Here is a 24,240-nt window from a genome sequence, read left to right on the forward strand (position 1 = left end):
CCTCAAGCTGCAAGAAAGAGCTGCAAGAAAGAGCCGATTGGCTTTAACTCGCAGCTTTCAGCTTTCAGCTTTCAGCTTTCAGCTTCAGGCATAGCTCTCGATCGACGGGCAGGCACACACCAGATTACGGTCGCCAAACACGTTGTCGACGCGGCCAACCGGTGGCCAGTATTTGCCGTCGATCAACGATGCCACCGGGTACACCGCCTGCTCGCGGCTATACGGATGGCTCCATTCGCCGACCAGTTCTGCTGCGGTGTGTGGCGCGTTTTTCAGCGGGTTGTCTTCTTTGTCCAGCGCGCCGCTTTCCACTGCACGAATCTCTTCGCGAATCTTGATCATCGCGTCACAGAAGCGATCCAGTTCTTCTTTGGATTCACTTTCGGTCGGCTCGATCATCAACGTGCCAGCCACCGGGAACGACATGGTCGGGGCGTGGAAGCCGAAGTCGATCAGGCGCTTGGCCACGTCATCGACGCTGATGCCGCTACTGTCTTTGATCGGGCGCAGATCCAGAATGCACTCGTGCGCAACTAGCCCGTTGGTGCCCGAATACAGCACGGGGTAGTGCTCTTCGAGGCGACGGGAAATGTAATTGGCATTGAGAATCGCCAGTTGCGAGGCGCGTTTGAGGCCTTGTCCGCCCATCATGCGGATGTACATCCAGGTGATCGGCAGGATGCTGGCGCTGCCGAACGGCGCTGCGCAGACCGCGCCTTCCTTGCGTTGCATCTTGCCGTGACCTGGCAGGAATGGCGCCAGATGCGATTTCACACCAATCGGGCCAACGCCCGGGCCGCCACCGCCGTGAGGGATGCAGAAAGTTTTGTGCAGGTTCAGGTGTGACACGTCGCCGCCGAACTTGCCCGGTGCGCAGAGGCCAACCATGGCGTTCATGTTGGCGCCGTCGATGTACACCTGACCGCCGTTGTCATGAACGATGGCGCAAATTTCGCGAATGCCTTCTTCGAACACGCCGTGGGTGGACGGGTAGGTGATCATCAGTGCCGCGAGGTGGTCGCGGTGCTCAGTGGCTTTGGCGCGCAGGTCTTCGATGTCGACGTTGCCACGTGAATCGCACGCGGTCACCACCACACGCATGCCTGCCATGTTGGCGGTTGCCGGGTTGGTGCCATGGGCCGAAGACGGGATCAGGCAGATATCGCGACGCTCATCGCCACGGCTCTGGTGGTACGCACGGATCGCCAACAGGCCCGCGTACTCGCCCTGCGAACCGGCGTTGGGTTGCAGGGAGATCGCGTCGTAGCCGGTCGCGGCGCAGAGCATCTCTTCCAGTTCGTCGGTCAACTGCTGGTAACCGGCGCTCTGATCGGCAGGCGCGAACGGGTGCAGATTGCCGAACTCGGCCCATGTCACAGGGATCATTTCGCTGGCAGCGTTGAGCTTCATGGTGCAAGAGCCCAGCGGGATCATGGTGCGATCCAGCGCCAGGTCCTTGTCCGCCAGCTTGCGCAGGTAGCGCATCAGCTCGGTTTCGGAGTGGTAGCGGTTGAAGACCGGGTGGCTGAGAATCGGCGATTGGCGCAGCAGTGCGCCCGGCAGTTTCGATTCGACGGCGCTGGCCAATGCCGCGAAATCAGGCAGCGGCTCGCCATCAGCGAACAGGGCCCACAGCACCTCGACGTCTGCTTGCTGAGTGGTTTCGTCCAGTGAGACGCCCAGACGCTCGGCATCGACTTCGCGCAGATTGATCTGCTGAGCGCGGGCTTTGTCATGCAGCGCAGCCGTCTTCGCGCCGGTGGCCAGGGTCACGCTGTCGAAGAAGAACGCTTGCTCGACGTTCAGACCCAGTTGGCTCAGGCCTTTGGCGAAGATCGCGGTCAGGTGGTGCACACGGTTAGCGATACGCGTCAGGCCGCGTGGGCCGTGGTAAACGGCATACATGCTGGCGATGTTGGCCAACAGCACTTGCGCGGTGCAGATGTTGCTCGTGGCCTTCTCGCGACGGATATGTTGTTCGCGGGTTTGCATGGCCAAGCGCAACGCAGTCTTGCCGAAGCGGTCAATCGACACGCCGACCAGACGGCCTGGCATGTCGCGCTTGTAGGCATCGCGGGTCGAGAAGTACGCGGCGTGCGGGCCACCAAAACCCAGTGGCACGCCGAACCGTTGGGCGCTGCCGATGGCCACGTCCGCGCCGAACTCGCCCGGCGGCGTCAGCAGCGTGAGGGCGAGCAGATCTGCGGCAACGGCCACCAATGCGTTGGCGGCGTGGAAGCGCTCAACCAATTCACGGTAATCGAACAGGTCGCCATGGCTCGCCGGGTATTGCAGCAGTGCGCCGAAGAACGCGTTGACGTCGGTCAGTTCGCTTTCGTCAGCTACCACGATCTCAATGCCCAACGGCTCCGCACGGGTGCGCAGTACGTCGAGAGTTTGTGGGTGGCAATGGCTGGAGGCGAAAAATTGCTGACTGCTTTTGTTCTTGCTCAGGCGTTTGCAAAAGGTCATTGCTTCGGCGGCAGCGGTGGCTTCATCGAGCAGCGAAGCGTTGGCGATCGGCAGGCCGGTGAGGTCGCTGATCAGAGTCTGGAAATTGAGCAGAGACTCCAGACGGCCCTGGGAAATCTCGGGTTGGTAAGGGGTGTACGCGGTGTACCAGGCCGGGTTTTCGAGCAGGTTGCGCAGGATCGGCGCCGGCGTGTGCGTGCCGTAATAGCCCTGACCGATGAAGGTCTTGAACAGTTGGTTTTTACCGGCGATGGCTTTGATTGCTGCCAGTGCGTCGGCCTCGCTCTGGCCATCGGACAGGCCCAGAACGCTGGTGCCTTTGATGGATTCGGGGATAACGCTTGCGCTCAGCTCTTCCAGGGTGGTCAAACCCAAGGTGGCGAGCATGATTTTTTCATCGTCAGCGCGGGGGCCGATGTGACGGGCGATGAATTCGTTGGCAGTGCTCAATTCGATACGGTCAGTCATGTCGGACTCCTCAGGCTTCGGCGTTGGCTTTGATCAGACGGTCGTAAGCGTCTTGATCCAGCAGTTGGCCGACAGCGTTTGCATCGGTAGGAATGAAGCGGAAGAACCAGCCTTGGCCCAATGGGTCTTCGTTGACAAGCTCGGGGTTGCTGTCCAGCGCCGGGTTGGTCTCGATGACTTCGCCGTTGAGCGGCATGTATACGCCGCTGGCTGCTTTGACCGATTCAACCGTAGCGGCTTCTGCGCCTTTTTCGTAGGACTGTAGGTCAGGAAGTTGTACGAACACCACGTCACCCAGTGCGTTCTGCGCGAAAGCGGTGATGCCAACGGTCACACTGCCGTCGGTTTCGGCGCGAAGCCACTCGTGATCTTCAGTAAAACGCAGCTGACTCATGAATATTCCCCGGATGGACAACAGGCTCGGCAAAAGGCGCGAGCACGAATGGGGCAAGTGCATAGCAAGTTTGCGGCCAGTTTGGCGCGGACCAGTCGGAGCAGGGGTTTGAGCGGTTCATCGAATGTAGACCGACGGCGGGCTGTAGCGAAATCGATACGGATTTGGGCGGGGGAAAAATGTTCGCGGGATCAACGCCTTGTGTGGCGGGCTCAACCCTCATTTGTAGCGATATCGTTCCAGTGGAATGGAAGCGTTACGGGTGGCTCAGGGTTTTCCGGATATACCGTATTTGCGCAACCGGTGCGCGATGGCGGTATGTGAGGTCTGCAGACGTGCTGCCAATTGCCGGGTCGAGGGGTAATGGCTGTAGAGCTTTTCCAGTAGGGATTTTTCGAAATCTTCCACAGCGGCTTCCAGGCTGCCGATTTCCACGTCGCCCTGACGTGCTACGGACGTGCCGGCGATGTCAAGATCGCCGATGTCCACTAGCGTGTGCTCGCAGATGGCGGCCGCGCGAAAGATCACGTTCTGTAACTGCCGCACATTACCCGGCCAACGGTTGCCGAGCAGGGCAGGGTATGTGCCGGGTGCGAGACGACACACCGGTCGCTGGATCTGCGCGCAGGCCTGCTCCATGAAGTACCGCGCCAGGAGCAAAATATCCTGACCGCGTTCACGCAGCGGCGGCACTTCCAGGTTCAGCACGTTGAGGCGATAGAACAGGTCCTCGCGAAACGTCCCTTCGCTGACCATTTTTTCCAGATTACGGTGCGTGGCGCTGAGGATGCGGACGTTGACCTGCACCTCTTTATCGCCGCCGACGCGACGAAAGCTGCCGTCGTTCAAAAAGCGCAGGAGTTTGGCTTGCAGGTAAGGGGACATCTCACCGATTTCATCCAGAAAGACAGTGCCGTGGTTGGCCATCTCCATCAGCCCCGGTTTGCCCCCACGCTGCGCGCCAGTGAACGCGCCGGGCGCGTAGCCAAATAGCTCGCTTTCGGCGAGATTCTCCGGAAGTGCCGCACAGTTCAAGGCTAGAAACGGCGCACTGTAACGGGCACTGACCGCATGACAGGCGCGAGCCACAAGCTCCTTGCCAGTGCCGGTTTCACCCTGAATCAATAGCGGTGCATCCAGCGCTGCCACCCGTTGCGCGCGGGCCTTTAGCGTACGGATCGGGGCGGAGTCGCCGAGCAGCGCGTCGAACCCTTCAGCGTGATCGTGATGCAGAGCCGACAAACGCTCGCCAATGCGGCTGGGCAGGTACAAGGTCAGCAGCGCCCCAGCGTCAGTGATCGGCGTGGCGTCGAGCAGTAGCGCTTCGCCATTGAGCGTGACTTCGCGCAAGGGCAGCCGGAAGCCATTCTCCAGCAGTGCGGTTTGCAGGGCCGGGTCGGAAAACAATGCACCGACCGACTCGCCCGCAGGTTCGCGTCCGCACAGCGCGATCAACGCCGGGTTTGCCAAGAGCACATGGCCCTCGCTGTCCAGCGCCAGTACCGGATCGGTCATGGCCGCAAGCAATGCATCCAGCTGCAAATGCCGACGCTGGCCGGGCAGGATATCGACCACCGTAATCGCTTCGACACCGCGCACGCGAAACAGCCGGTCTTTGAGCTCTTCAAGCACCTCATGGCTTAGCGTCGGGGCGTCAATGTAGACGTTGGGTGGCACCATCTCCACGGCATCGAGGTTCAGATTGCGTCCGCCCAGAATCCCCAACACTTCCTGAGTGATACCGACTCGGTCGATGAAACTGACGTGGATGCGCATGGATGGAGAGGTCAGGCTGTTAAGAAGGGGGCGATTATGCCAGCAAACCGCCCCTCCAAGCGCTGAACTCTCTTTCCAGCCGGCGCTCGGTGGTTACTCCAGATGCTCCGGCTTCACCGGATCGCCTGACTGCATGTTCAGTTTGTTGCGGATATCTTCGAACATCGCGTCGTACTGCCCCTGCATGGCGTGCAGGTCGATGTTTCTGGGCAAGCCGTGCTTTTCGGTGATGCGCGAGGCTTCGCTGGCGAAGTTGTAGGCCTTGTCTTTGGGGAGTTCGAACTCGTCGCTGAAAGGCTTGCCGTTTATTTCCCCTTCGAGGGAAAAATGCATGCCCTCACCAGACTCGGCTGTCTGACTGACCTCGTAGCGGATATGGATGTCGTAGCCCAGCTCTTCTGGTTGCACGGCAGGGTGCGTGATGTGCAGATGACCTGGCTCAAACATGGAGGTTGCTCCCGTATCAGTGATGGAACGTACAAGGACTGACCGTGCGCCGCCGGTGGGGTTCATCTGCGTCTGGGGCCCTGCACGCAATCGCGGGGCGAGGAAACAGGTTCGGGCCTCGACCATATCCACAGATTGACCAGCACCATGCCCGTCACTGCAAAGTAGATCCACCAGTTATGGTTGAGTACAACCAACATCATGATCGCGCATAGCAGCATGGTGACGGTGGCACTGACTTTGGCCCGGCGCGCAATCATCTTGCCGTTGCGCCAGTTGTAGAGCATCGGCCCGAACAGCCGATGATTTTCCAGCCACGCGCTCAGGCGCGGTGAGCTTCGGGTGGCGGCCCACGCGGCGAGCAAGATGAATTCAGTGGTTGGCAGCCCCGGAATAAAAATCGCGACTATGCCGATGGCCAGGCTGACGTAAGCCAGGATGCCAAAGAGGATGCGGGACAGTTTGCTACCGGGTGGTTGGCTGGTCATGGTCTCGGGATACGACAATTCAAAATATATTCCACGGCAGGTGTCCACGGAAGGCGCCCAGCTTAACAGCGCTGGGCGCAACTTTAAGCATTCAGGCTGTGGCCTGTTCTGCCGATGCTGCGTAGGCGTGTTCAAGCAGTTCATTGAAACGCTGGAACGCATCGAGCGCGCCTTTATTGATTTGCTGCTCTTGCTCGGGGCTCAATGGTAGATCGTCGAGGATACGAATAAAGCGTTTCCAACCGTCAGCGCGGCCTCCTGCCGGTTCGCCCAAATGCCGGGCGCCAAAGCTGTCGCTCAGGTCCAGCGCCGCGGCGCGCTTGATCAGGAAGGCTGCGCCCAGTTTCGAGCCCTCTGACACGAACAGCCAGCCAAAGGCTTCTGCGACGGGCGGGTTTTGCACTGCGCCGTTCACCGGTTCCGGGATCGATGTTTGCAAATCGATCAGATCTGCCTTGGCTTGCTCCGCACGGCAGCGGTCAGCAAGATCCGGCACGATCTGAATCAGCTGTGGATCGGTGTACAGCGCTTTGAGCTCTTGCTGAAACAGATACTGAGCGGTCAAAAACCGTGTGTAACTGGCCAGAGTTTCAAACGGCGCGTTGGCTTTGACGGCTTTATCCAGCCGTTCATGAGGGGCGTGAGTAATCTGGTTCAGGCGTTGCGAGCGAAGGGCAGGGCGTGAGGCTTCTTGAGTCATGGGGTCTTCCTTGGAGTGAGAGCCTGAAAAAATCGGGAAACGTGCGATGGTTAGGCGAACGAGCGTTGCCAGATATCTAAAATGCGCCGCTGACTTCAGCGGCGCATCCATCGGTGCTAGATATTCCAGACGAAGTTGACGCCGAAGTTGCGGCCCGGTTGTGTCAAGCGATCCAGGTTGGCAGGGCTGATAACAGCCCCTTCGCCTGATCCGCTAAACCCGCGCACATCGTCCCAGCGCCAGTATTTTTTATCGGCGAGGTTGTAGATGCCGCTGTTGATCGTGAGGTCGTCGGTCACTTTGTAGTGCGCAGTCAGGTCCAGAACGCCGGCGCCCGGCGTCTTGAACTGGCTGGACGTGCCGTCGGGAGCTTTAAACGTGCTGTCGTCGACGCGGGTCTTGCGCTTGATCAATGTCCAGCTCAGCAGTGCGCCGTAACTGGATTGGTCGTACCCCAGCCCTAACACGCCTGTCAGCGGATTGATGCTGTTGATGGGTTTGCCGGTGTCATCGTTGCGACCCCGCGCATAGGCAACCGAGCCAAGTGAATAGAGCCCCTCTGGCGCGCCGAGTACGTCGAGACCCAGGCGGCTCTTGATTTCAAGCCCGTTGATGGTGGCGTGCTTGATGTTGGCACTCTGGAATTTGGTTTGGTCGTAACCAGGGGCCAATGCATCTTCATTGATGAAGTCCTGGTACTTGTTGTGAAACACCGCTACGTCAAACCAGCCAGCGTCGAAGTGCCCACGCAGCCCGGTTTCATAGCTTTTGCTCTTTTCCGGTTTGAGCGCCGGGTTAGGCTCGATGACGTAGTCGCCCTGAGCACTTTCGAAGCGGCCATAAAGCGCTTTGGCAGTGGGCGTGCGGAAACCCTCTGCGTACTGCCCATACCAGGTGTATTGATCGCTGAGCGCGTACGTCACGCCCAGTTTGGGCGAAAACCTGTGCCAGGCCTGATCGCCATTGCCGACTTTGGAGGGCGTACCGGTGGAGGATTTTTCGGCAGCCAGGCCCGCGAGAAATTTCTGTGTGATTTTCGGATCTAGCCGGGTGTGGTCGTAGCGCAGGCCTGGCGTGAAGGTCCAGTCATTCCAGCGAATTTCGTCTTGGGCGAAAAGCCCGTAACGGGTGACCGTCGGATCTGGGAAATCGCTCGTAGGCTTGAGGCCTTCGGCAGGGCTGTCGTCGCCCATCGCCTTGCAACTGCCCAAGGCCAGTGCGCATCTACCGTTGCCAGAGCGCTCGCCCGTGGTCTTTTGTTGCTTGAGTGTCGCTCCATAAGTCAGCACATGATCGGTCTGCGCGACGGAAAACGCCTTGTCCAGTTGGGTGTCGAGTACCCACTGGCTTTCCCGGTAGACCGTATCGCGTTCACGATGGATAAGACGCCCCGGCATCACCGCCGCAGCCGCCTTTGGTCCGTGACTCGATGCCGGGCCGCCGCCATGTGTCTGCGCGGTGGTGGGCTGACCGTGTGCGCCGTGGCTGTTGTCAGGGCGGCTTGCGGCGGGTCTGGCCGAAGGGGACTGCTTGCCGATTGCAGAACCTGCATGCCCGCCTGCTGTATTCACTTTTGCGCCTGGGCCATGCGTAGGTCGTTGTCCAGTGCGGGCTGGAACATTGTAAAGGTCGTAAGTGTGTTGCTCGGTTTTAGCGATCTGATGGTTGAGGCTCCACTTGACGTTATCCGCCAGCAAGCTGTCGACCTTGAACGTGTGTTCCAGGCCAAAGCGTTCACGGGTCACCAGGTCGGAGCTGTCGCGCCACTTGTACATGCCTTGCCCAATGCCGTCGCCGAATGGACCGCCGATAGCGCTGCGTTGGTGGGTGTCGCGGTCATTCTCGTACTTTTCATAGGTCAGCCCGAACCGGGAATCCTGCGCGTAATTCCAGCCCAGCTTTGCCAGCAGATTGGTGGCGTCGTTATTTTCAGGGTTCGCTCGGGTGCGGGACACACCTGATCCGCCGGTTTCGCCATAAGAGCTGGTTTCTCGACCGTTACGCTCGCTTGCGTGCAGCAAGGCATCGAACTCACCTTCACGTCCGGCAACGGTCGCAGACTTCAGCCAGCTGCGATCCGCTGAGCTGTAACCGGTCTTGAGCCGGGCGCCCGCCGATTGGCCTTCCTTGATGATGTTGTCCGGGTTCAGCGTGAAGTAGCTGACAGCCCCGCCAATTGCGCTGCTCCCATAAAGCGAGGACGCGGGACCGCGAAGGATTTCCACGCGCTGGATGATTTCCGGGTCGACGTAATTGCGGTGCGATTCGGCAAAGGGTCCGAAGAAGAAGCTGGCCGGGGTTTCGACGCCATCAACTTGAGTCAGGATTCGATCCCCATCGATCCCCCGAATGTTGTAGCCAGTAGTGCCTGCCCGCTGACCTGCCCCACCGACGGATACGCCGGGTTCGTAGCGCACCAGATCGCGGATGGTGTTGGCGTTCTGGCGATCCATTTCCTCACGCTGCTGCACGCTGACAGCATTGGGTACAGAGTCGATCGCCCGCGCTTGTCGTGTGGCGCTGATGGTCGTGGGCTCAAGCGGGATCGCGGGGCGGCTGCCTGGATCACTCGGCTCTGCGAGCACCGAAGGCGAGGCCAATACGCCTGCCGAAAGGATAGACGCTGTCAGGATAGACAAAGCGTGCAACGGTTGGCCTTTGGCGCGCAGGCGGTACGAGGAGGAGAGGGGCGTGACGGATTTGAACCTTGACGGCATGGGATAGCGCTCTTTCTCTTGCGGATCGTGTTAGCGCAATTGCCCTTCGATGGGGATCAATTGCATGGCTATGACTTAACGATTCACAAGCAGCTATCGCGTAAAAATAAATGCGTCAGGGTGTTGGGGGGCGTTAGAGCGAGGAGGCGGCGTCACGCACTGACTGGGAGTTCCAGATGGCTTGGGCTCTGTTGAAAGCGTCGCGGTTTGTCGGGTCTGCCTCGATCCATGCGTTGAAGGCCTCATGCTGTTCAGGTGTCGCGGCCTCGAGCTCGATCAGCCACGTTAATGCCTGATCCATAGCCGGTTCACTCAGCACGGCGTTAGCCAGTGCAACAGGATCCTGTTTAGTGTTTTCGCTCACCGCGGCCTCCGGATTGTCAGTCATGTCGTTCGAATCAGGCGGCGAGTGTATCGCGTGAAACGAGACAAAATCTCACAAAAGCCAGGACGATTCCTACGACGACTGTTCCGTCTTCGGGATGGGCTTATCAGCCATCGAGCCGTGCGGCCACTCCCACGCAAACCGCCATAATCAGCTTGAGCTCTTTTTGCACCGTGCTCGCAGAGATGCCGAGCTGCTCAGCGATGTCGAGATAACTGCAGCCTTGTAGCCGATTGAGGCTGAAAATTCGCTGTTGTCTGGGAGAAAGATGGGCGATGTGCTGGCTCAGTACACAGAGCAACCTGGTCGCGTGGGTTTCGTCCTCCACTGGCGTGGCGCAACTGCGGATGTTGTGCAGCTCGGCAACGGGCATATCGTTGACGACCGTGCGTGCGTGATTGTGGCGTGTTCGCAAATGATCCAGCGCCAGATTGCGCGCGGTCTTGAAAACGAAGGGCTCAAGATAATCGATGGGCCGATCCCTGAGTACGCGGTCAACTCGCAGCCATGTGTCATGGAGCAAATCTTCAGCCGTGGCGGGGTGGTCTACGATCCGCTGCAGGGTGCGCAGCAGAGTGGTGCGCTGGACGATGAACAGGTCATTGAGCGACGACTGACTCACAAAAGCACCCTGCCAAAAAAGGATGCGGATGATAATGCTTATCACCTGCGCGTCGATCAATAAATTGTAAGTATCGGGGTTTTTCGGAGGCGATCACACGAGAATTTGCAGCCCGATTCCAAGGCCAAGGTTTGTCCGCGACGCCGGTCCAGGCTCGAAATTCTTCGCCTGTACCGGACTTTCGCGGGCAAGCCTCGCCCCAACTAGGGCTGCGTTACTCGGCGTTCATCAACGCCAGGCAGTTATCGAGCATGCGGTTGGAGAAGCCCCACTCGTTGTCATACCAGGCCAGAACCTTCAGCAGTTTGCCGCTGACTTTGGTGTGGTTGGCGTCGAAGATGGACGACAGCGGGTTGTGGTTGAAGTCGTGGGACACCAGCGGCAGGGTGTTGTAGCCGAGGACTTTTGAGTGCTGGCTGGCTTCTTTCATGATCGCGTTGACCTCTTCGGCCGTCGCGTCACGCTTGAGGTGAATCGTCAGGTCAACCAGCGACACGTTGATCACGGGGACACGCACGGCCATACCGGTGAGCTTGCCCGCCAGTTCCGGCAATACCAGGCCCACAGCTTCGGCAGCCCCGGTTTTGCTCGGGATCATCGACTGCGTGGCAGAGCGCGCACGGTAGGGGTCGGTGTGGTAAACGTCGATCAGGTTCTGGTCGTTGGTGTAGGCGTGGATTGTGGTCATCAAGCCGCTTTCGATACCCAGCTCGCGGTGCAGCACTTGCGCCACCGGGGCGAGGCAGTTGGTGGTGCAGGAGGCGTTTGAAATCACCTGATGCGACTGACGCAGCACGTCGTGGTTGACGCCATAGACCACGGTGGCATCGGCGCCCTTGGCGGGTGCAGAAATGATGACTTTTTTAGCGCCGGCCGTAATGTGGGCAGCGGCTTTGCTACGGTCGGTGAACAGGCCGGTGCATTCGAACACCACGTCGATGTTCTCCGCTTTCCACGGCAAGTCTGCCGGATTGCGAATGGCGCTGACCGAAATACGGTCGCCGTTGACGGTCAGACCTTCCTTGTCGAACTCGACTGTGCCATCAAACTGACCATGAACTGTGTCGTACTTGAGCAAGTGGGCGTTGATCTCGCTATCGCCCAGATCGTTGATGGCGACGACTTGCAGGTCCTGACGGTAGCCTTGGGTATAGAGTGCACGTAGGACGTTTCGGCCTATACGGCCAAAACCATTGATTGCGATGCGAAGTGTCATACACCCGTCCTCACTGAATTTGTTGTTGGAATTACAAGATTATTCTCATAAAAATAGAAAACAAGCCTTTTTAGTGGCAGTATTTTGTTTTATCTACAAATAGAAACCCGTAGCGCCAGCGCAAATGTCCGAAAATCAAGCCGTTGCCTGTGGTCTGGTTTGTGTGTCGATAATTTGCAGAGCGTGAACGGGTGACCACATCAGTTAGCCTGGAGTTCATGACAATGCATCCCCGCGTCCTTGAGGTAACCGAACGGCTGATCGCCCGCAGCCGTGAAACCCGTCAGCGCTATCTGCAATTGATCCGTGACGCCGCGAGCGATGGCCCGATGCGCGGCAAACTGCAATGTGCCAACTTTGCGCATGGCGTTGCTGCCTGTGGTCCGGAAGACAAAAACAGCCTGCGGATGATGAACGCCGCCAACATCGCCATCGTGTCTTCCTACAACGACATGCTCTCCGCGCACCAACCCTACGAACATTTCCCTGAACAGATCAAAAAAGCCCTGCGCGAAATCGGCTCCGTCGGTCAGTTTGCCGGCGGCGTGCCGGCCATGTGCGATGGCGTGACCCAAGGCGAGCCTGGCATGGAGCTGAGCATCGCCAGCCGTGAGGTCATCGCCATGGCCGCGGCGGTTGCGTTGTCCCACAACATGTTCGACGGCGCATTGATGCTCGGCATCTGCGACAAAATCGTACCGGGCTTGATGATGGGTTCGCTGCGTTTCGGTCACTTGCCGATCATTTTCGTGCCGGGCGGTCCTATGGTGTCGGGGATTTCCAACAAGGAAAAAGCCGACGTTCGCCAGCGTTATGCCGAGGGCAAGGCGACGCGCGAGGAGCTGCTGGACTCGGAGATGAAGTCCTATCACGGCCCGGGCACCTGCACCTTCTACGGCACCGCCAACACCAACCAGTTGCTGATGGAAGTCATGGGTCTGCATTTGCCAGGCGCTTCCTTCGTTAATCCCTACACGCCGTTACGCGACGCTCTGACGCGCGAAGCTGCATTTCAGGTGACGCGTCTTACAAAGCAGAGCGGCGAATTCATCCCGCTCGGTGAGATTGTGGACGAGCGTGCGCTGGTCAACTCGATTGTTGCCTTGCACGCGACGGGCGGTTCTACCAACCACACGCTGCACATGCCGGCCATTGCGCAGTCTGCCGGTATCCAGTTGACCTGGCAGGACATGGCCGACTTGTCCGAAGTCGTGCCGACGCTGACTCACGTTTATCCAAACGGCAAAGCCGACATCAACCACTTTCAGGCGGCGGGCGGCATGGCGTTCCTGATTCGTGAGCTGCTGGATGCCGGGTTGATGCACGAAGACGTCAACACTGTCATGGGTCGTGGCCTGCGTCGTTACACCCAGGAACCGTTCCTGGAGGACGGCAAGCTGGTATGGCGCGATGGCCCGGCAGAAAGCCTGGACGAAAACATCCTGCGCCCGGTCGCACGGCCGTTTTCGGCGGAGGGCGGCTTGCGAGTGATGGAGGGCAATCTTGGCCGCGGCGTGATGAAAGTGTCGGCGGTCGCGCTGGAGCATCAAATTGTCGAAGCGCCAGCCAAGGTCTTCGAGGACCAGCAGGACCTGGCCGACGCGTTCAAGGCGGGCGAGCTGGAATGCGATTTCGTGGCGGTGATGCGTTTTCAAGGGCCGCGTTCCAATGGCATGCCCGAGTTGCACAAGATGACTCCGTTCCTTGGCGTGCTTCAGGATCGGGGCTTCAAGGTCGCTTTGATCACGGACGGTCGCATGTCCGGTGCCTCCGGGAAAATCCCGGCAGCCATCCATGTTTGCCCGGAGGCGGCAGACGGTGGTCCGTTGGCTTTGGTGCGTGACGGGGATCTCATTCGTGTCGATGGCGTGAAAGGGACGTTGCAAGTTTTGGTCGAACCGGCAGAATTGGCCGCCAGAGAACCGGCAATCGGTCGCCTGTCCAACAATGTTGGCTGCGGTCGCGAACTGTTCGGTTTCATGCGTATGGCCTTCAGCTCCGCGGAGAAGGGTGCCAGCGCCTTTACTTCGAATCTGGAGACGCTTAAGTGAAATTGGCGATGGTGGGTGATATCGGCGGGACGAATGCGCGTTTTGCCATTTGGGAGGACGACAAGCTTCATTCCATTCGGGTGTTTCCAACCATCGATTACGCAAGTCCGGAAAAGGCCCTGCGCATCTATCTTCAGGACCTGGAGTTGCAACCGGGCGATATCGGCGCGCTCTGTCTGGCCGTTGCAGGCCCTGTTGTCGGGGACGATTTCCACTTCACCAACAGCGACTGGAAGATCAACCGGCCGTCGTTCTGTGCCGCGTTGAAAATCGACACGCTGATCATGGTCAATGACTTCACCGCTATGGCTTTAGGCATGACGCGTCTGAAAGACGACGAATACCTCACCATCTGCCATGGCAAGGGTGATCCTGAGGCGGCCAAAGTGGTGATTGGCCCTGGGACGGGCCTTGGCGTTGGAACCCTGGTGCGCAATGGCGACAAGCACTGGATGGCGGTGCCGGGCGAGGGCGGGCATGTTGATTTGCCGATCGGCACCCCCCGGGAAGCGATGTTGTGGCTGCGTTTGATGGCCGAGCACGAGCATGTCAGCGCCGAAACTGTACTGAGTGGTGCCGGGCTACTGTTGTTGTATAAGGTCAGCTGCGCGCTGGATGATATCGAACCGACGCTCAAGTCGCCGGCTGCCATCACCTCGGCCGCTTTGCAGGGCGACCCGGTCGCAGCTGCGGTGCTGGAGCAGTTCTGCGTGTTTCTGGGACGTGTGGCCGGTAATAACGTGCTGACAGTGGGTGGTCGTGGAGGCGTATTCATCGCGGGTGGCGTGGTCCCACGGTTCGTCGAGTTCTTCAAGAACAGTGGATTCAAACGCGCACTGGCTGAAAAGGGCTTGATGAAGGACTATTTCAAAGGCGTGCCGGTCTGGCTCGTCACGGCCGAATACCCTGGTCTGACGGGCGCGGGCGTCGCGCTGGATCAGGCGCTCGCAACAGCGTGACCCTGTGCTTGTAAGGAATTGGCCGCGTTACCCATAACAACAAATCGGGCATCAACAAGGATGGCAAACGTGAACTCTGCCAGCAAATCGATTCTGGTGGTCGATGATGACCATGAGATCTGTGAACTGCTGCAAGCCTACCTCAGCCGTTCGGGCTTTCAGGTCAGAACGGTCGGCAACGGCGCGCAGTTTCGCCAGGCGTTCAACGAGGAATCCAGCGATCTGCTGATCCTCGATGTCATGCTTCCTGACGAAGACGGTTTCAGTCTATGCCGCTGGGTCAGGCAACATCCGCGTCAGCCACACGTCCCTATCATCATGCTGACCGCCAGTTCGGACGAAGCCGACCGCGTCATCGGTCTGGAGTTGGGGGCCGACGACTACATGGCCAAACCCTTCAGTCCGCGTGAGCTTCAGGCGCGCATCAAGGCATTACTGCGGCGCGCGCAGTTTGGCCAGGAGCGTTCTGGCGGCGAAGTGCTGGTGTTCGATGAATGGCGTCTGGACATGGTCAGCCACCGGCTGTTTCACAGCGACGGTGAAGAAGTGATTCTGTCTGGTGCGGACTTCGCTTTGCTCAAGCTGTTTCTCGATAACCCTCAACAGATTCTTGATCGCGACACCATCGGCAATGCCACGCGGGGCCGCGAGCTGATGCCGTTGGAGCGTATCGTCGACATGGCCGTGAGCCGCCTGCGTCAACGTCTGCGTGATACCGGCAAAGCGCCAAGGCTGATCCGAACGGTACGAGGCAGCGGTTATTTGCTGGCAGCCAATGTGCTGCCGCAAGCCAGCAATGGCTACTGACGCTTGAACGTGGGCGCGAGCATGCGCAAGTTACCGGTGCCGCGTTCGCTGTTAAGCCGGATGCTATTGCTGACCCTGTTGGCCGTGTTGCTGGCGCAGGCTTTGTCCAGCGTGATTTGGCTGTCGCAATTGCGCGCCACGCAAATGGAAGGCCTGATCACCAGCGCGCGCAGCCTGGCGCATTCGATGGCGGCCAGCGCCAGTTATTTTCGCTCGCTGCCGGTTGCCTATCGTCCACTGGTACTGGACCAGTTGCGCAACATGGGCGGTACGCGGTTTGTGGTCTCCCTCAATGATCACCCGCTGGACATGGCGATTCTCCAACCCACGCCGCGTAAAGAAGCCGTGCTGACGGCAGTCGATGAAGTACTGCGCCAACACTTGGGCAATGACCCTGATATCGCCATCTGGTTTGTGCGTCCGGAAGACCTGCGCATCTTCAACGGGGGCCTGAAACTCGACGAGCTGCCACGCTCCTGGGCGCATTACGCGTTGAGCCTTGAACCGGTAAACCCGCCCGTTCTGGTCACACAGATCCAGCTTTCTCAGGGGGAATGGCTGTACATCGCTTCGCTGCTCCCAGAGCCCTACACCAGCCTTGAGGAGCAGGACCTGCCGACTCAGCAAGTGCTGTTCATCGTACTCACCAGCGGTTTTCTGCTGTTGTTCATTGGCTTGCTGGTGCACTGGCAAAGCGGCCCGCTCAAGCGTCTGGCGCGGTCGGCGCGGGACATGTCGCTGGGTGCAGAAGTGCAGCCGGTGGTCGAGGGCGGCGGTAGCGAAGTGGTCGAAGTGACCCGCGCGTTCAATACCATGCGCGAGCGCATCAGCCGTTACCTGAGTGAACGCGGGCAATTGTTCAGCGCCATTTCCCACGACCTGCGCACGCCGATCACCCGTCTTCGGCTGCGTGTGGAACTGCTTGAAGATGAAGTGGTGCAGGCCAAATTCACCCGTGATCTGGACGAACTTGAACTGCTGGTCAAGGGTGCGCTGCAGTGCGTCAAAGACACCGATATTCATGAAAACATCGAGCCGGTGGATCTCAATCACGCGCTCGACTGCCTCATCGAGCCTTACCTGTCACCCTCAGGTGATGGCCGCGTGACGCTCAATGGTCGTGCGATGTCGATGTTTCAAGGCAAGCCGCTGGCGCTCAGGCGCTGCATGGGCAACCTGATCGACAACGCGATCAAGTACGGCGACAAGGCGCATTTGCAGGTGGAAGACGATGCCGAGGCGTTCATTCTGCATGTCGACGACGAAGGCCCCGGCGTCCCCGAGCAGCGCCTTGAGCAGGTATTCGAGCCGCATTTTCGATTGGCCGGCAAACAACAGCAGGGTTATGGCCTGGGGTTAGGGATTGCTCGCAATATCGCCCACAGTCATGGCGGTGAGGTGACGCTGCAAAACCTGCGCGACGGCGGGTTGAGGGTAACGCTGTATCTGCCGCGCGGCCTGGAGTAGGCGAGCTCACAACGGGTGAAGCGAGGCTTGCCCACAAAGCTTTTCCTCCATCAGCGAAATACGCTTGCCTGCGCCTGTAACTCTTCGCGGGCAAGCCTCGCTCAAGCAAACTTCAGCCATGCTCGTTGTAGTAAATATTACTGTTATTTCAATGTCACAACTCTGTGACACTTGCACGTCCCTTCGTTACCGTCCGCTCTAGCACCTTGGTTAGAATCCATGCAGCGCAAGCGCCAAGACTTGCTCAGGCATAACAACAAGAAAGGTCAAATAGATGAATTCGATTACCCGTCTCGCTGCACTCGTTTCCCTCGCCTCGTTGTTTCCTCTGAGCGCCCTGGCTGCCGATTCCAAAGGCACTGTCGAAGTTGTCCACTGGTGGACCTCCGGTGGTGAAAAAGCCGCTGTCGATGTGCTTAAGGCCCAGGTTGAAAAAGATGGTTTCGTCTGGAAAGACGGTGCCGTAGCCGGTGGTGGTGGTGCGACGGCCATGACCGTTCTGAAAAGCCGTGCTGTCGCCGGCAACCCGCCAGGCGTTGCCCAGATCAAAGGTCCGGATATTCAAGAGTGGGCGTCCACCGGCCTGCTGGACACCGAGGTTCTGAAAGACGTCGCCAAGCAAGAGAAGTGGGACAGCCTGCTCGACAAGAAAGTCTCCGATACTGTGAAGTACGAAGGTAATTACGTGGCCGTACCGGTGAACATTCACCGCGTGAACTGGCTGTGGATCAACCCGGAAGTCTTCAAGAAAGCCGGCATCGAAAAAGCCCCTACAACCCTCGAAGAATTCTACGCCGCAGGCGACAAGCTCAAGGCAGCAGGCTTTATCCCTCTGGCCCACGGCGGTCAGCCTTGGCAGGACAGCACCGTTTTCGAAGCCGTCGTGCTTTCGGTAATGGGTGCTGACGGTTACAAGAAGGCCCTGGTCGATCTCGACAACGGTGCCTTGACCGGTCCTGAAATGGTGAAAGCGCTCACCGAGCTGAAAAAAGTCGCGACCTACATGGACCCGGACGGCAAAGGCCAGGACTGGAACCTGGAAGCGGCCAAAGTCATCAATGGCAAGGCCGGCATGCAGATCATGGGTGACTGGGCCAAAAGTGAATGGACCGCTGCCAAGAAGATCGCTGGCAAGGATTACCAGTGCGTAGCCTTCCCGGGTACCGAGAAAGCGTTCACTTACAACATCGACTCCCTCGCTGTCTTCAAGCAGAAAGACGCTGGCACCGCTGCTGCACAGCAGGATATTGCCAAAGTCGTTCTGGGTGAAAACTTCCAGAAAGTCTTCAGCATCAACAAAGGCTCGATTCCGGTCCGGAACGACATGTTGAACGACATGGAAAAACTCGGATTCGACTCCTGCGCCCAGACCGCTGCCAAGGATTTCCTGGAAGACGCCAAGACCGGCGGCCTGCAACCAAGCATGGCGCACAACATGGCAACCACGCTTGCCGTGCAGGGCGCGTTCTTTGATGTCGTGACCAACTACATCAATGATCCGAAAGCCGATCCGGCCGATGCCGCCAAGAAACTTGGCGTAGCGATCAAGTCTGCCAAGTAAGCGTTAGCAACAAGCTAGAGGCTAGAAGTTGCAAGCTTCAAGCTGCAAGTCACGCGTTGTAAGGCGCTGCACTTGTAGCTTGTAGCTTAAGGCTTGCAGCTGTATCCCCTCTCTATTGGATTTTCAACATGAGTTCTGTTGCTGTGTTCAGCAAAGCCTCGCCGTTCGATGCACTGCAGCGCTGGCTACCCAAACTGGTGCTGGCGCCGAGCATGTTCATCGTGTTGGTGGGCTTTTACGGCTACATCCTGTGGACGTTTGTTCTTTCGTTCACCAATTCGACGTTTCTACCGACCTACAAGTGGGCCGGACTGGCGCAATACCAACGCCTGTTCGAGAACGACCGTTGGTGGGTGGCGAGTAAAAACCTGGCTGTTTTCGGTGGCATGTTCATCGGCATCAGTCTGGTTATTGGCGTGTTGCTGGCGGTTTTTCTCGATCAGCGCATTCGCCGTGAAGGTTTCATCCGCACCATTTACCTCTACCCGATGGCGCTCTCGATGATCGTCACCGGTACCGCCTGGAAATGGTTGCTCAACCCGGGCATGGGCCTGGACAAATTACTGCGTGACTGGGGATGGGAAGGCTTCCGTCTCGACTGGCTGATCGACCCGGACCGCGTTGTTTACTGCTTGGTCATCGCGGCCGTGTGGCAGGCATCAGGGTTCATCATGGCGATGTTTCTCGCCGGGCTGCGCGGCGTTGATCAGTCGATCATTCGTGCGGCGCAGATCGATGGCGCGAGCATGCCGAAGATCTACTGGAAAGTGGTGCTGCCAAGCCTGCGTCCAGTGTTTTTCAGTGCGGTGATGATCCTTGCTCACATCGCGATCAAGAGCTTTGACCTGGTGGCGGCGATGACTGCCGGCGGGCCGGGTTATTCCTCCGATTTGCCTGCGATGTTCATGTATTCGTTCACCTTCAGTCGTGGCCAGATGGGCATGGGCTCGGCCAGTGCAATCCTGATGCTCGGGGCGATTCTCGCCATCCTCGTGCCTTATCTGTATTCCGAGCTGAGGACCAAGCGCAATGACTAGTTTCGTTGGCAAACCGTCGCTGAGCATCAGCCGTATTGCGATTTATGCGGTGCTGATTCTCGCCTGTGTGCTTTATCTGGTGCCGCTGGTGGTGATGCTGCTCACCAGTTTCAAGACCCCCGAAGACATCGGCACGGGCAACCTGCTGAGCTGGCCGAGCGTGGTCACCGGCATTGGCTGGGTCAAGGCCTGGGCAACCGTTGACGGCTACTTCTGGAACTCGATCAAGATCACCGTTCCGGCTGTGTTGATCTCCACCGCCATTGGCGCGCTCAACGGCTACGTGCTGTCGATGTGGCGTTTCCGCGGTTCACAACTGTTCTTTGGCCTGTTGCTGTTCGGTTGCTTCCTGCCGTTCCAGACCGTGTTGCTGCCGGCGTCCTTCACGCTCGGCAAAATGGGCCTGGCCAATACCACCACCGGGCTGGTGTTCGTGCATGTGGTCTACGGCCTGGCATTCACCACGCTGTTTTTCCGGAACTACTACGTGAGCATTCCGGACGCTCTGGTCAAGGCTGCACGGCTTGATGGCGCCGGTTTTTTCACCATCTTCCGGCGCATTATCCTGCCGATGTCGACACCGATTGTGATGGTCTGCCTGATCTGGCAATTCACGCAGATCTGGAACGACTTCCTGTTCGGTGTGGTGTTCTCGAGCGGGGACTCGCAGCCCATTACCGTGGCGCTGAACAACCTGGTCAATACCAGCACCGGCGCCAAGGAATACAACGTTGATATGGCGGCGGCGATGATCGCCGGTCTGCCGACCCTGCTGGTGTACATCGTCGCAGGCAAGTATTTCGTGCGCGGGCTCACGGCCGGCGCAGTCAAGGGGTAATCATGGCTACGCTCGAACTACGCAATGTAAACAAGACTTATGGCGCCGGCCTGCCCGACACCCTGAAGAACATCGAACTGCAGATCAACGACGGTGAGTTTCTGATCCTGGTCGGTCCTTCCGGCTGCGGCAAGTCCACCCTGATGAACTGCATCGCCGGCCTGGAGAACATCACCGGCGGCGAGATATTGATCGACAACCAAGACGTCAGCGGCATGAGCCCCAAGGATCGCGACATCGCCATGGTGTTCCAGTCCTACGCGTTGTACCCGACCATGAGTGTGCGCGAGAACATCGAATTCGGCCTGAAGATTCGCAAGATGAGCCAGTCAGCCATCGATGAAGAAGTCGCGCGCGTGGCCAAGCTTTTGCAAATCGAACACTTGCTCAATCGCAAGCCCGGCCAATTGTCGGGTGGACAGCAGCAGCGTGTGGCGATGGGCCGCGCACTGGCGCGTCGACCGAAGATCTACCTGTTCGACGAGCCACTGTCCAACCTCGACGCCAAGCTGCGCGTCGAGATGCGTACTGAAATGAAACTGATGCACCAGCGCCTCAAGACCACGACTGTCTACGTTACCCACGATCAGATCGAGGCGATGACACTGGGCGATAAAGTGGCCGTCATGAAGGACGGGATCATTCAGCAGTTCGGAACGCCCAAGCAAATTTACAACGATCCGGCTAATCTCTTCGTGGCGAGCTTTATCGGTTCACCTCCAATGAACTTCATCCCCCTGCGCCTGCAACGTAAAGAGGGCCGTCTGATTGCGCTGCTGGACAGCGGTCAGGCACGTTGCGAGCTGCCGTTGAGCATGAATGATGCGGGTCTTGAGGACCGTGAGGTGATTTTGGGCCTTCGCCCTGAACAGATCGTGCTAGCGTCCGGCGATAAAGGTACGCTGCCAGCTATTCGCGCTGAAGTTCAGGTGACGGAGCCGACAGGGCCGGATACGCTGGTATTCGTTACCTTGAACGAGAGCAAGGTTTGCTGCCGGTTGGCGCCTGATATCGCGCCGCAGGTGGGTGAATCGTTGAATTTGCAGTTCGATCCAGCCAAAGTTCTGTTGTTCGATGCCAAGACGGGAGAGCGTCTTGGTGTGTTGGGCGCGCCGCAGGCGACTGAGCGCGTCAACAACGTCACGCAACTGAGCCGCAGCTGATCGCGAAAGTTGATTGCAGCCGGGCACATCTGGCCGGGTTCTGCCGTAAAAGGCTGGCCGGGCACACGAAGCAAAGTAGTTACAACGCTGTTTATAGCTAATAACAATAAAACGAGGATTGAAGGGATGAAGAAGGTACAAGGCAAATCGATCAAGCCTTTTCAGCTTATCGGTGGTTTGTCGGTGTTGGGTGCTTTGACAATGTCGGGGTCTGCTTCTGCGCTTGAACCCTTCAATGCCAGCGAGCACATGACCGGCGATTGGGGTGGCTTGCGCAAAGAGCTGCACGACAAGGGCTACGATTTCAACCTCGAGTACGTTGGCGAAGTAGGCGCCAACGTCAAAGGCGGTTACGACACGGACAAAACAGCACGCTACGCCGACCAGTTCGCTATCGGCACTCAGATCGACCTCGAAAAAGTCTTCGGCCTCAAAGACGCCGAATTCAAACTGACGGTCACTGAGCGTAGCGGCAAAAATATTTCCAACGACCGCCTCGGCGATCCACGCGTTGGTACGCTCAGTTCCTCGCAAGAAGTATGGGGTCGCGGCCAGACCTGGCGTCTGACGCAAATGTGGGTCAAGCAGAAGTACTTCGACGGCGCACTGGACATCAAAGCCGGTCGTATGGGCGAAGGCGAAGACTTCGGCAGCTTTCCTTGCGACTTCCAGAACTTGACGTTCTGCGGTACTCAAGCAGCCAACTACGTGAGCACCTGGTACAACTGGCCGGTGAGCCAGTGGGCTGTCCGCGTGAAATACAACATCACGCCGGAAGTCTTCGCTCAAGTGGGTGTGTATGAGCAGAACCCTTCTTATCTCGAAACCGGTAACGGCTTCAAGCTGAGCGGCAGCGGCGCCAAAGGCACGCTGGTTCCTGTTGAACTGGTTTGGTCGCCTACCGTCAACTCGTTGCCGGGTGAATACCGTCTGGGTTGGTACTACAGCAGCCCAAGCGCCAACGACCTCAAAGACGATGTCAACGGTCAGCCTCAAGCGATTACCGGTGCCGACTTCAAGTCTCACAGCAGCAAGCACGGCTGGTGGTTTGTGGCTCAGCAGCAGGTCACTACCGTGGGCGGCGATGCATCGCGCGGCATGAGCGTGTTCTTCAACGCCACCGTGCATGACAAGGCCACCAACTTCGTCGACAACTTCCAGAACGTTGGCCTCGTGTTCAAAGGACCGTTCGATGCGCGTCCAAAGGATGATATCGGCGTCGGTGTTTCCCGGATTCACGTGAACGAAAACGTACGTGACCGTGCTCGCCTGCTGAACGAGCTCAACAATACGGACGACTACGATAACCCTAACTACCTGCCGATCCAGACCACCGAGTACAACTCGGAGATCTACTACGGCGTGCACGTGACCGATTGGCTGACTGTGCGTCCTAACGTGCAATACGTCATGCATCCAGGCGGTACTGACCACGTCGATAACGCGCTGGTTGCCGGTATCAAGCTGCAAACGAAGTTCTGATTCAGGCGGACGCTCCTCCGCTCCACGAACGATCAAGGGTCGTGTGTGCTTTACGGGCAGCTTAGCTGCCCGTTTTTTTTGTGAAGTCTGCTCCGGGCTGTTTCTCGGATCTTTTTTTATGGTTTTCAGGAAAGCAATGGCCATCAGGGAATCAGGATCGCTTGAGCATCCTCTGCAGCGGTTCTTCACGTCGGCTCGTCCGCAGCCGACTTTTCAGTGGGAGCGCTATCAACAGCGTGACGTGCTGGTCATCGACCATCCTCAGTGCCAGGCGGTTTTCAGTCGGCAAGGTGGTCAGTTGCTGCACTTTCAGCCCCACGATCAAAAGCCCTGGCTTTGGTGCGCCGCGCAATGGCCGCAAGTGGGCGCCATTCGGGGCGGCGTGCCGGTGTGCTGGCCCTGGGTCGGCCGTCATCCCAGCGAAGGGGTGTGGCCCGCCCATGGCTGGGCGAGGCTGCTCGACTGGAAACTCATCGACAGCACTGAAAGCGATATCGGCGTCAGCCTGCACTGGCGCCTGAAACTCTGGGACTGGCAGGCCGATCTGTACGCCGAATTGGGGCAGGGCATGGAGTTGCGCCTGCAGACTCAGCACGAAGACAGCCAGCCGTGTCAGTTCAGCCATGCCTTGCACGCTTATTGGCGCATCAGTGACGTGGCCGACGTGGCGCTGGACGGACTTGACGGCGCCCAGGGCTACGACGAACTGAGCCGAAGCGCCTGCGAGCAGAAAGGCGAGTTGCGTGTGGCTGGCGGTTGTCAGCGGGTATTCGAACATGCCGGTGCGCTGGAGCTGCAAGACGAAGCCTGGCATCGCCGTCTGAGCATCGACACAGGCGACAGCCCGAGCACCGTGGTCTGGCATCCGGGAAGTCGTCCGTTGCTGGGTGTCGGTGGCGAGGAGGCCTGCGGGTTCGTGCGCGTTGAGGCCGCTTCAGGCGCCGCCGACAGCTTCAGCCTCGCACCGGGTCAACAAGCCAGCCTCAGCCTGCAAGCGCACTTGGTGCATTGACGGCATTGGTGAGCCCTCAAAAGCAGGCGCATGTGAGATTTGTGGGAGGCAGCTTGCTCACGATGAGACCGGCATTGCCCCCCCATTTTTTGCAGCTGCGAAACAGCTTCGCCGGCAAGCCTGACCCCAACAAAAATGCCAAGGCACCGGTGCGCTGTAAGCAGTGATGCGCAGGCGC

20 protein-coding genes are annotated in these 24,240 nt (G+C 58.6%); 10 read left to right on the top strand and 10 right to left on the bottom strand.

The annotated features are described in order from the left end of the window. Nucleotides 1-84: 84 nt before the first annotated feature. The 10 genes from gcvP to gap form a co-directional block, all read right to left on the bottom strand. Nucleotides 85-2,940 (bottom strand): aminomethyl-transferring glycine dehydrogenase, encoded by a 2,856-nt coding sequence (gene gcvP / locus OYW20_RS05695; protein WP_268799747.1) that lies wholly within the window; start codon nt 2,938-2,940, stop codon nt 85-87. A gap of 10 nt (nt 2,941-2,950) precedes the next feature. After that, the gene (gene gcvH / locus OYW20_RS05700; RefSeq protein WP_268799748.1) at nt 2,951-3,334 is read right to left on the bottom strand and encodes a glycine cleavage system protein GcvH; all 384 of its coding nucleotides are present in this window, start codon (nt 3,332-3,334) and stop codon (nt 2,951-2,953) included. A 267-nt stretch (nt 3,335-3,601) separates the two neighbouring features. Next, on the bottom strand, nt 3,602-5,110 hold the full coding sequence (locus tag OYW20_RS05705; protein WP_268799749.1) for a sigma-54-dependent transcriptional regulator: 1,509 nt from the start codon (nt 5,108-5,110) through the stop codon (nt 3,602-3,604). A gap of 93 nt (nt 5,111-5,203) precedes the next feature. Next, complete coding sequence (locus tag OYW20_RS05710; RefSeq protein WP_268799750.1) at nt 5,204-5,557, bottom strand: DUF5064 family protein; 354 nt, start codon at nt 5,555-5,557, stop codon at nt 5,204-5,206. 62 nt (nt 5,558-5,619) lie between these two features. Then, nucleotides 5,620-6,189, bottom strand: a complete 570-nt coding sequence (locus tag OYW20_RS05715) for a YbaN family protein (RefSeq protein ID WP_268799751.1) — start codon at nt 6,187-6,189, stop codon at nt 5,620-5,622. Continuing rightward, entirely contained in the window at nt 6,137-6,745 is a 609-nt protein-coding gene (locus tag OYW20_RS05720; RefSeq protein WP_268799752.1) for a biliverdin-producing heme oxygenase, read from the bottom strand. The genes OYW20_RS05715 and OYW20_RS05720 overlap by 53 nt, the downstream gene beginning before the upstream one ends. A 116-nt stretch (nt 6,746-6,861) precedes the next feature. Further along, nucleotides 6,862-9,462, bottom strand: a complete 2,601-nt coding sequence (locus OYW20_RS05725) for a TonB-dependent hemoglobin/transferrin/lactoferrin family receptor (protein WP_328284807.1) — start codon at nt 9,460-9,462, stop codon at nt 6,862-6,864. 133 nt (nt 9,463-9,595) lie between these two features. Next, the gene (locus OYW20_RS05730; RefSeq protein ID WP_268799753.1) at nt 9,596-9,850 is read right to left on the bottom strand and encodes a FecR/PupR family sigma factor regulator; all 255 of its coding nucleotides are present in this window, start codon (nt 9,848-9,850) and stop codon (nt 9,596-9,598) included. 103 nt (nt 9,851-9,953) lie between these two features. After that, nucleotides 9,954-10,469, bottom strand: coding sequence for an RNA polymerase sigma factor (locus OYW20_RS05735; RefSeq protein ID WP_268801056.1), 516 nt, complete (start codon nt 10,467-10,469; stop codon nt 9,954-9,956). Between the two features lie 214 nt (nt 10,470-10,683). Then, nucleotides 10,684-11,685 carry a type I glyceraldehyde-3-phosphate dehydrogenase gene (gap, locus tag OYW20_RS05740; protein WP_268799754.1) on the bottom strand — a complete coding sequence of 334 codons (1,002 nt, stop codon included), beginning with the start codon at nt 11,683-11,685 and terminating at the stop codon, nt 10,684-10,686. 224 nt (nt 11,686-11,909) lie between these two features. Between gap and edd the strand changes: the two genes are divergently transcribed. The 10 genes from edd (at nt 11,910) to OYW20_RS05790 (ending at nt 24,062) form a co-directional block, all read left to right on the top strand. Continuing rightward, nucleotides 11,910-13,736: a phosphogluconate dehydratase gene (gene edd, locus OYW20_RS05745; RefSeq protein WP_268799755.1), complete on the top strand. Its 1,827-nt coding sequence runs from the start codon at nt 11,910-11,912 to the stop codon at nt 13,734-13,736. After that, nucleotides 13,733-14,695 (top strand): glucokinase, encoded by a 963-nt coding sequence (locus OYW20_RS05750; RefSeq protein WP_268799756.1) that lies wholly within the window; start codon nt 13,733-13,735, stop codon nt 14,693-14,695. Before edd ends, OYW20_RS05750 begins: the two co-directional genes overlap by 4 nt. Before the next feature lie 60 nt (nt 14,696-14,755). Next, nucleotides 14,756-15,502 (top strand): response regulator, encoded by a 747-nt coding sequence (locus tag OYW20_RS05755; protein WP_408005470.1) that lies wholly within the window; start codon nt 14,756-14,758, stop codon nt 15,500-15,502. A gap of 21 nt (nt 15,503-15,523) precedes the next feature. Then, complete coding sequence (locus OYW20_RS05760) at nt 15,524-16,969, top strand: ATP-binding protein (RefSeq protein ID WP_328284808.1); 1,446 nt, start codon at nt 15,524-15,526, stop codon at nt 16,967-16,969. A gap of 274 nt (nt 16,970-17,243) precedes the next feature. After that, nucleotides 17,244-18,530, top strand: coding sequence for an ABC transporter substrate-binding protein (locus tag OYW20_RS05765; protein ID WP_268799758.1), 1,287 nt, complete (start codon nt 17,244-17,246; stop codon nt 18,528-18,530). A 128-nt stretch (nt 18,531-18,658) separates the two neighbouring features. Then, nucleotides 18,659-19,567 (top strand): carbohydrate ABC transporter permease, encoded by a 909-nt coding sequence (locus OYW20_RS05770; RefSeq protein ID WP_268799759.1) that lies wholly within the window; start codon nt 18,659-18,661, stop codon nt 19,565-19,567. After that, nucleotides 19,560-20,405: a carbohydrate ABC transporter permease gene (locus tag OYW20_RS05775; RefSeq protein WP_268799760.1), complete on the top strand. Its 846-nt coding sequence runs from the start codon at nt 19,560-19,562 to the stop codon at nt 20,403-20,405. Before OYW20_RS05770 ends, OYW20_RS05775 begins: the two co-directional genes overlap by 8 nt. Nucleotides 20,406-20,407: 2 nt before the next feature. Beyond that, nucleotides 20,408-21,568 carry an ABC transporter ATP-binding protein gene (locus tag OYW20_RS05780; protein WP_268799761.1) on the top strand — a complete coding sequence of 387 codons (1,161 nt, stop codon included), beginning with the start codon at nt 20,408-20,410 and terminating at the stop codon, nt 21,566-21,568. A gap of 126 nt (nt 21,569-21,694) precedes the next feature. Then, entirely contained in the window at nt 21,695-23,050 is a 1,356-nt protein-coding gene (locus OYW20_RS05785) for a carbohydrate porin (RefSeq protein WP_268799762.1), read from the top strand. A gap of 136 nt (nt 23,051-23,186) precedes the next feature. After that, nucleotides 23,187-24,062 (top strand): D-hexose-6-phosphate mutarotase, encoded by an 876-nt coding sequence (locus tag OYW20_RS05790; RefSeq protein WP_268799763.1) that lies wholly within the window; start codon nt 23,187-23,189, stop codon nt 24,060-24,062. Nucleotides 24,063-24,240 lie beyond the last annotated feature (178 nt).

The sequence above is a fragment of the Pseudomonas sp. BSw22131 genome (assembly GCF_026810445.1).
Lineage (GTDB): Bacteria > Pseudomonadota > Gammaproteobacteria > Pseudomonadales > Pseudomonadaceae > Aquipseudomonas > Aquipseudomonas huanghezhanensis.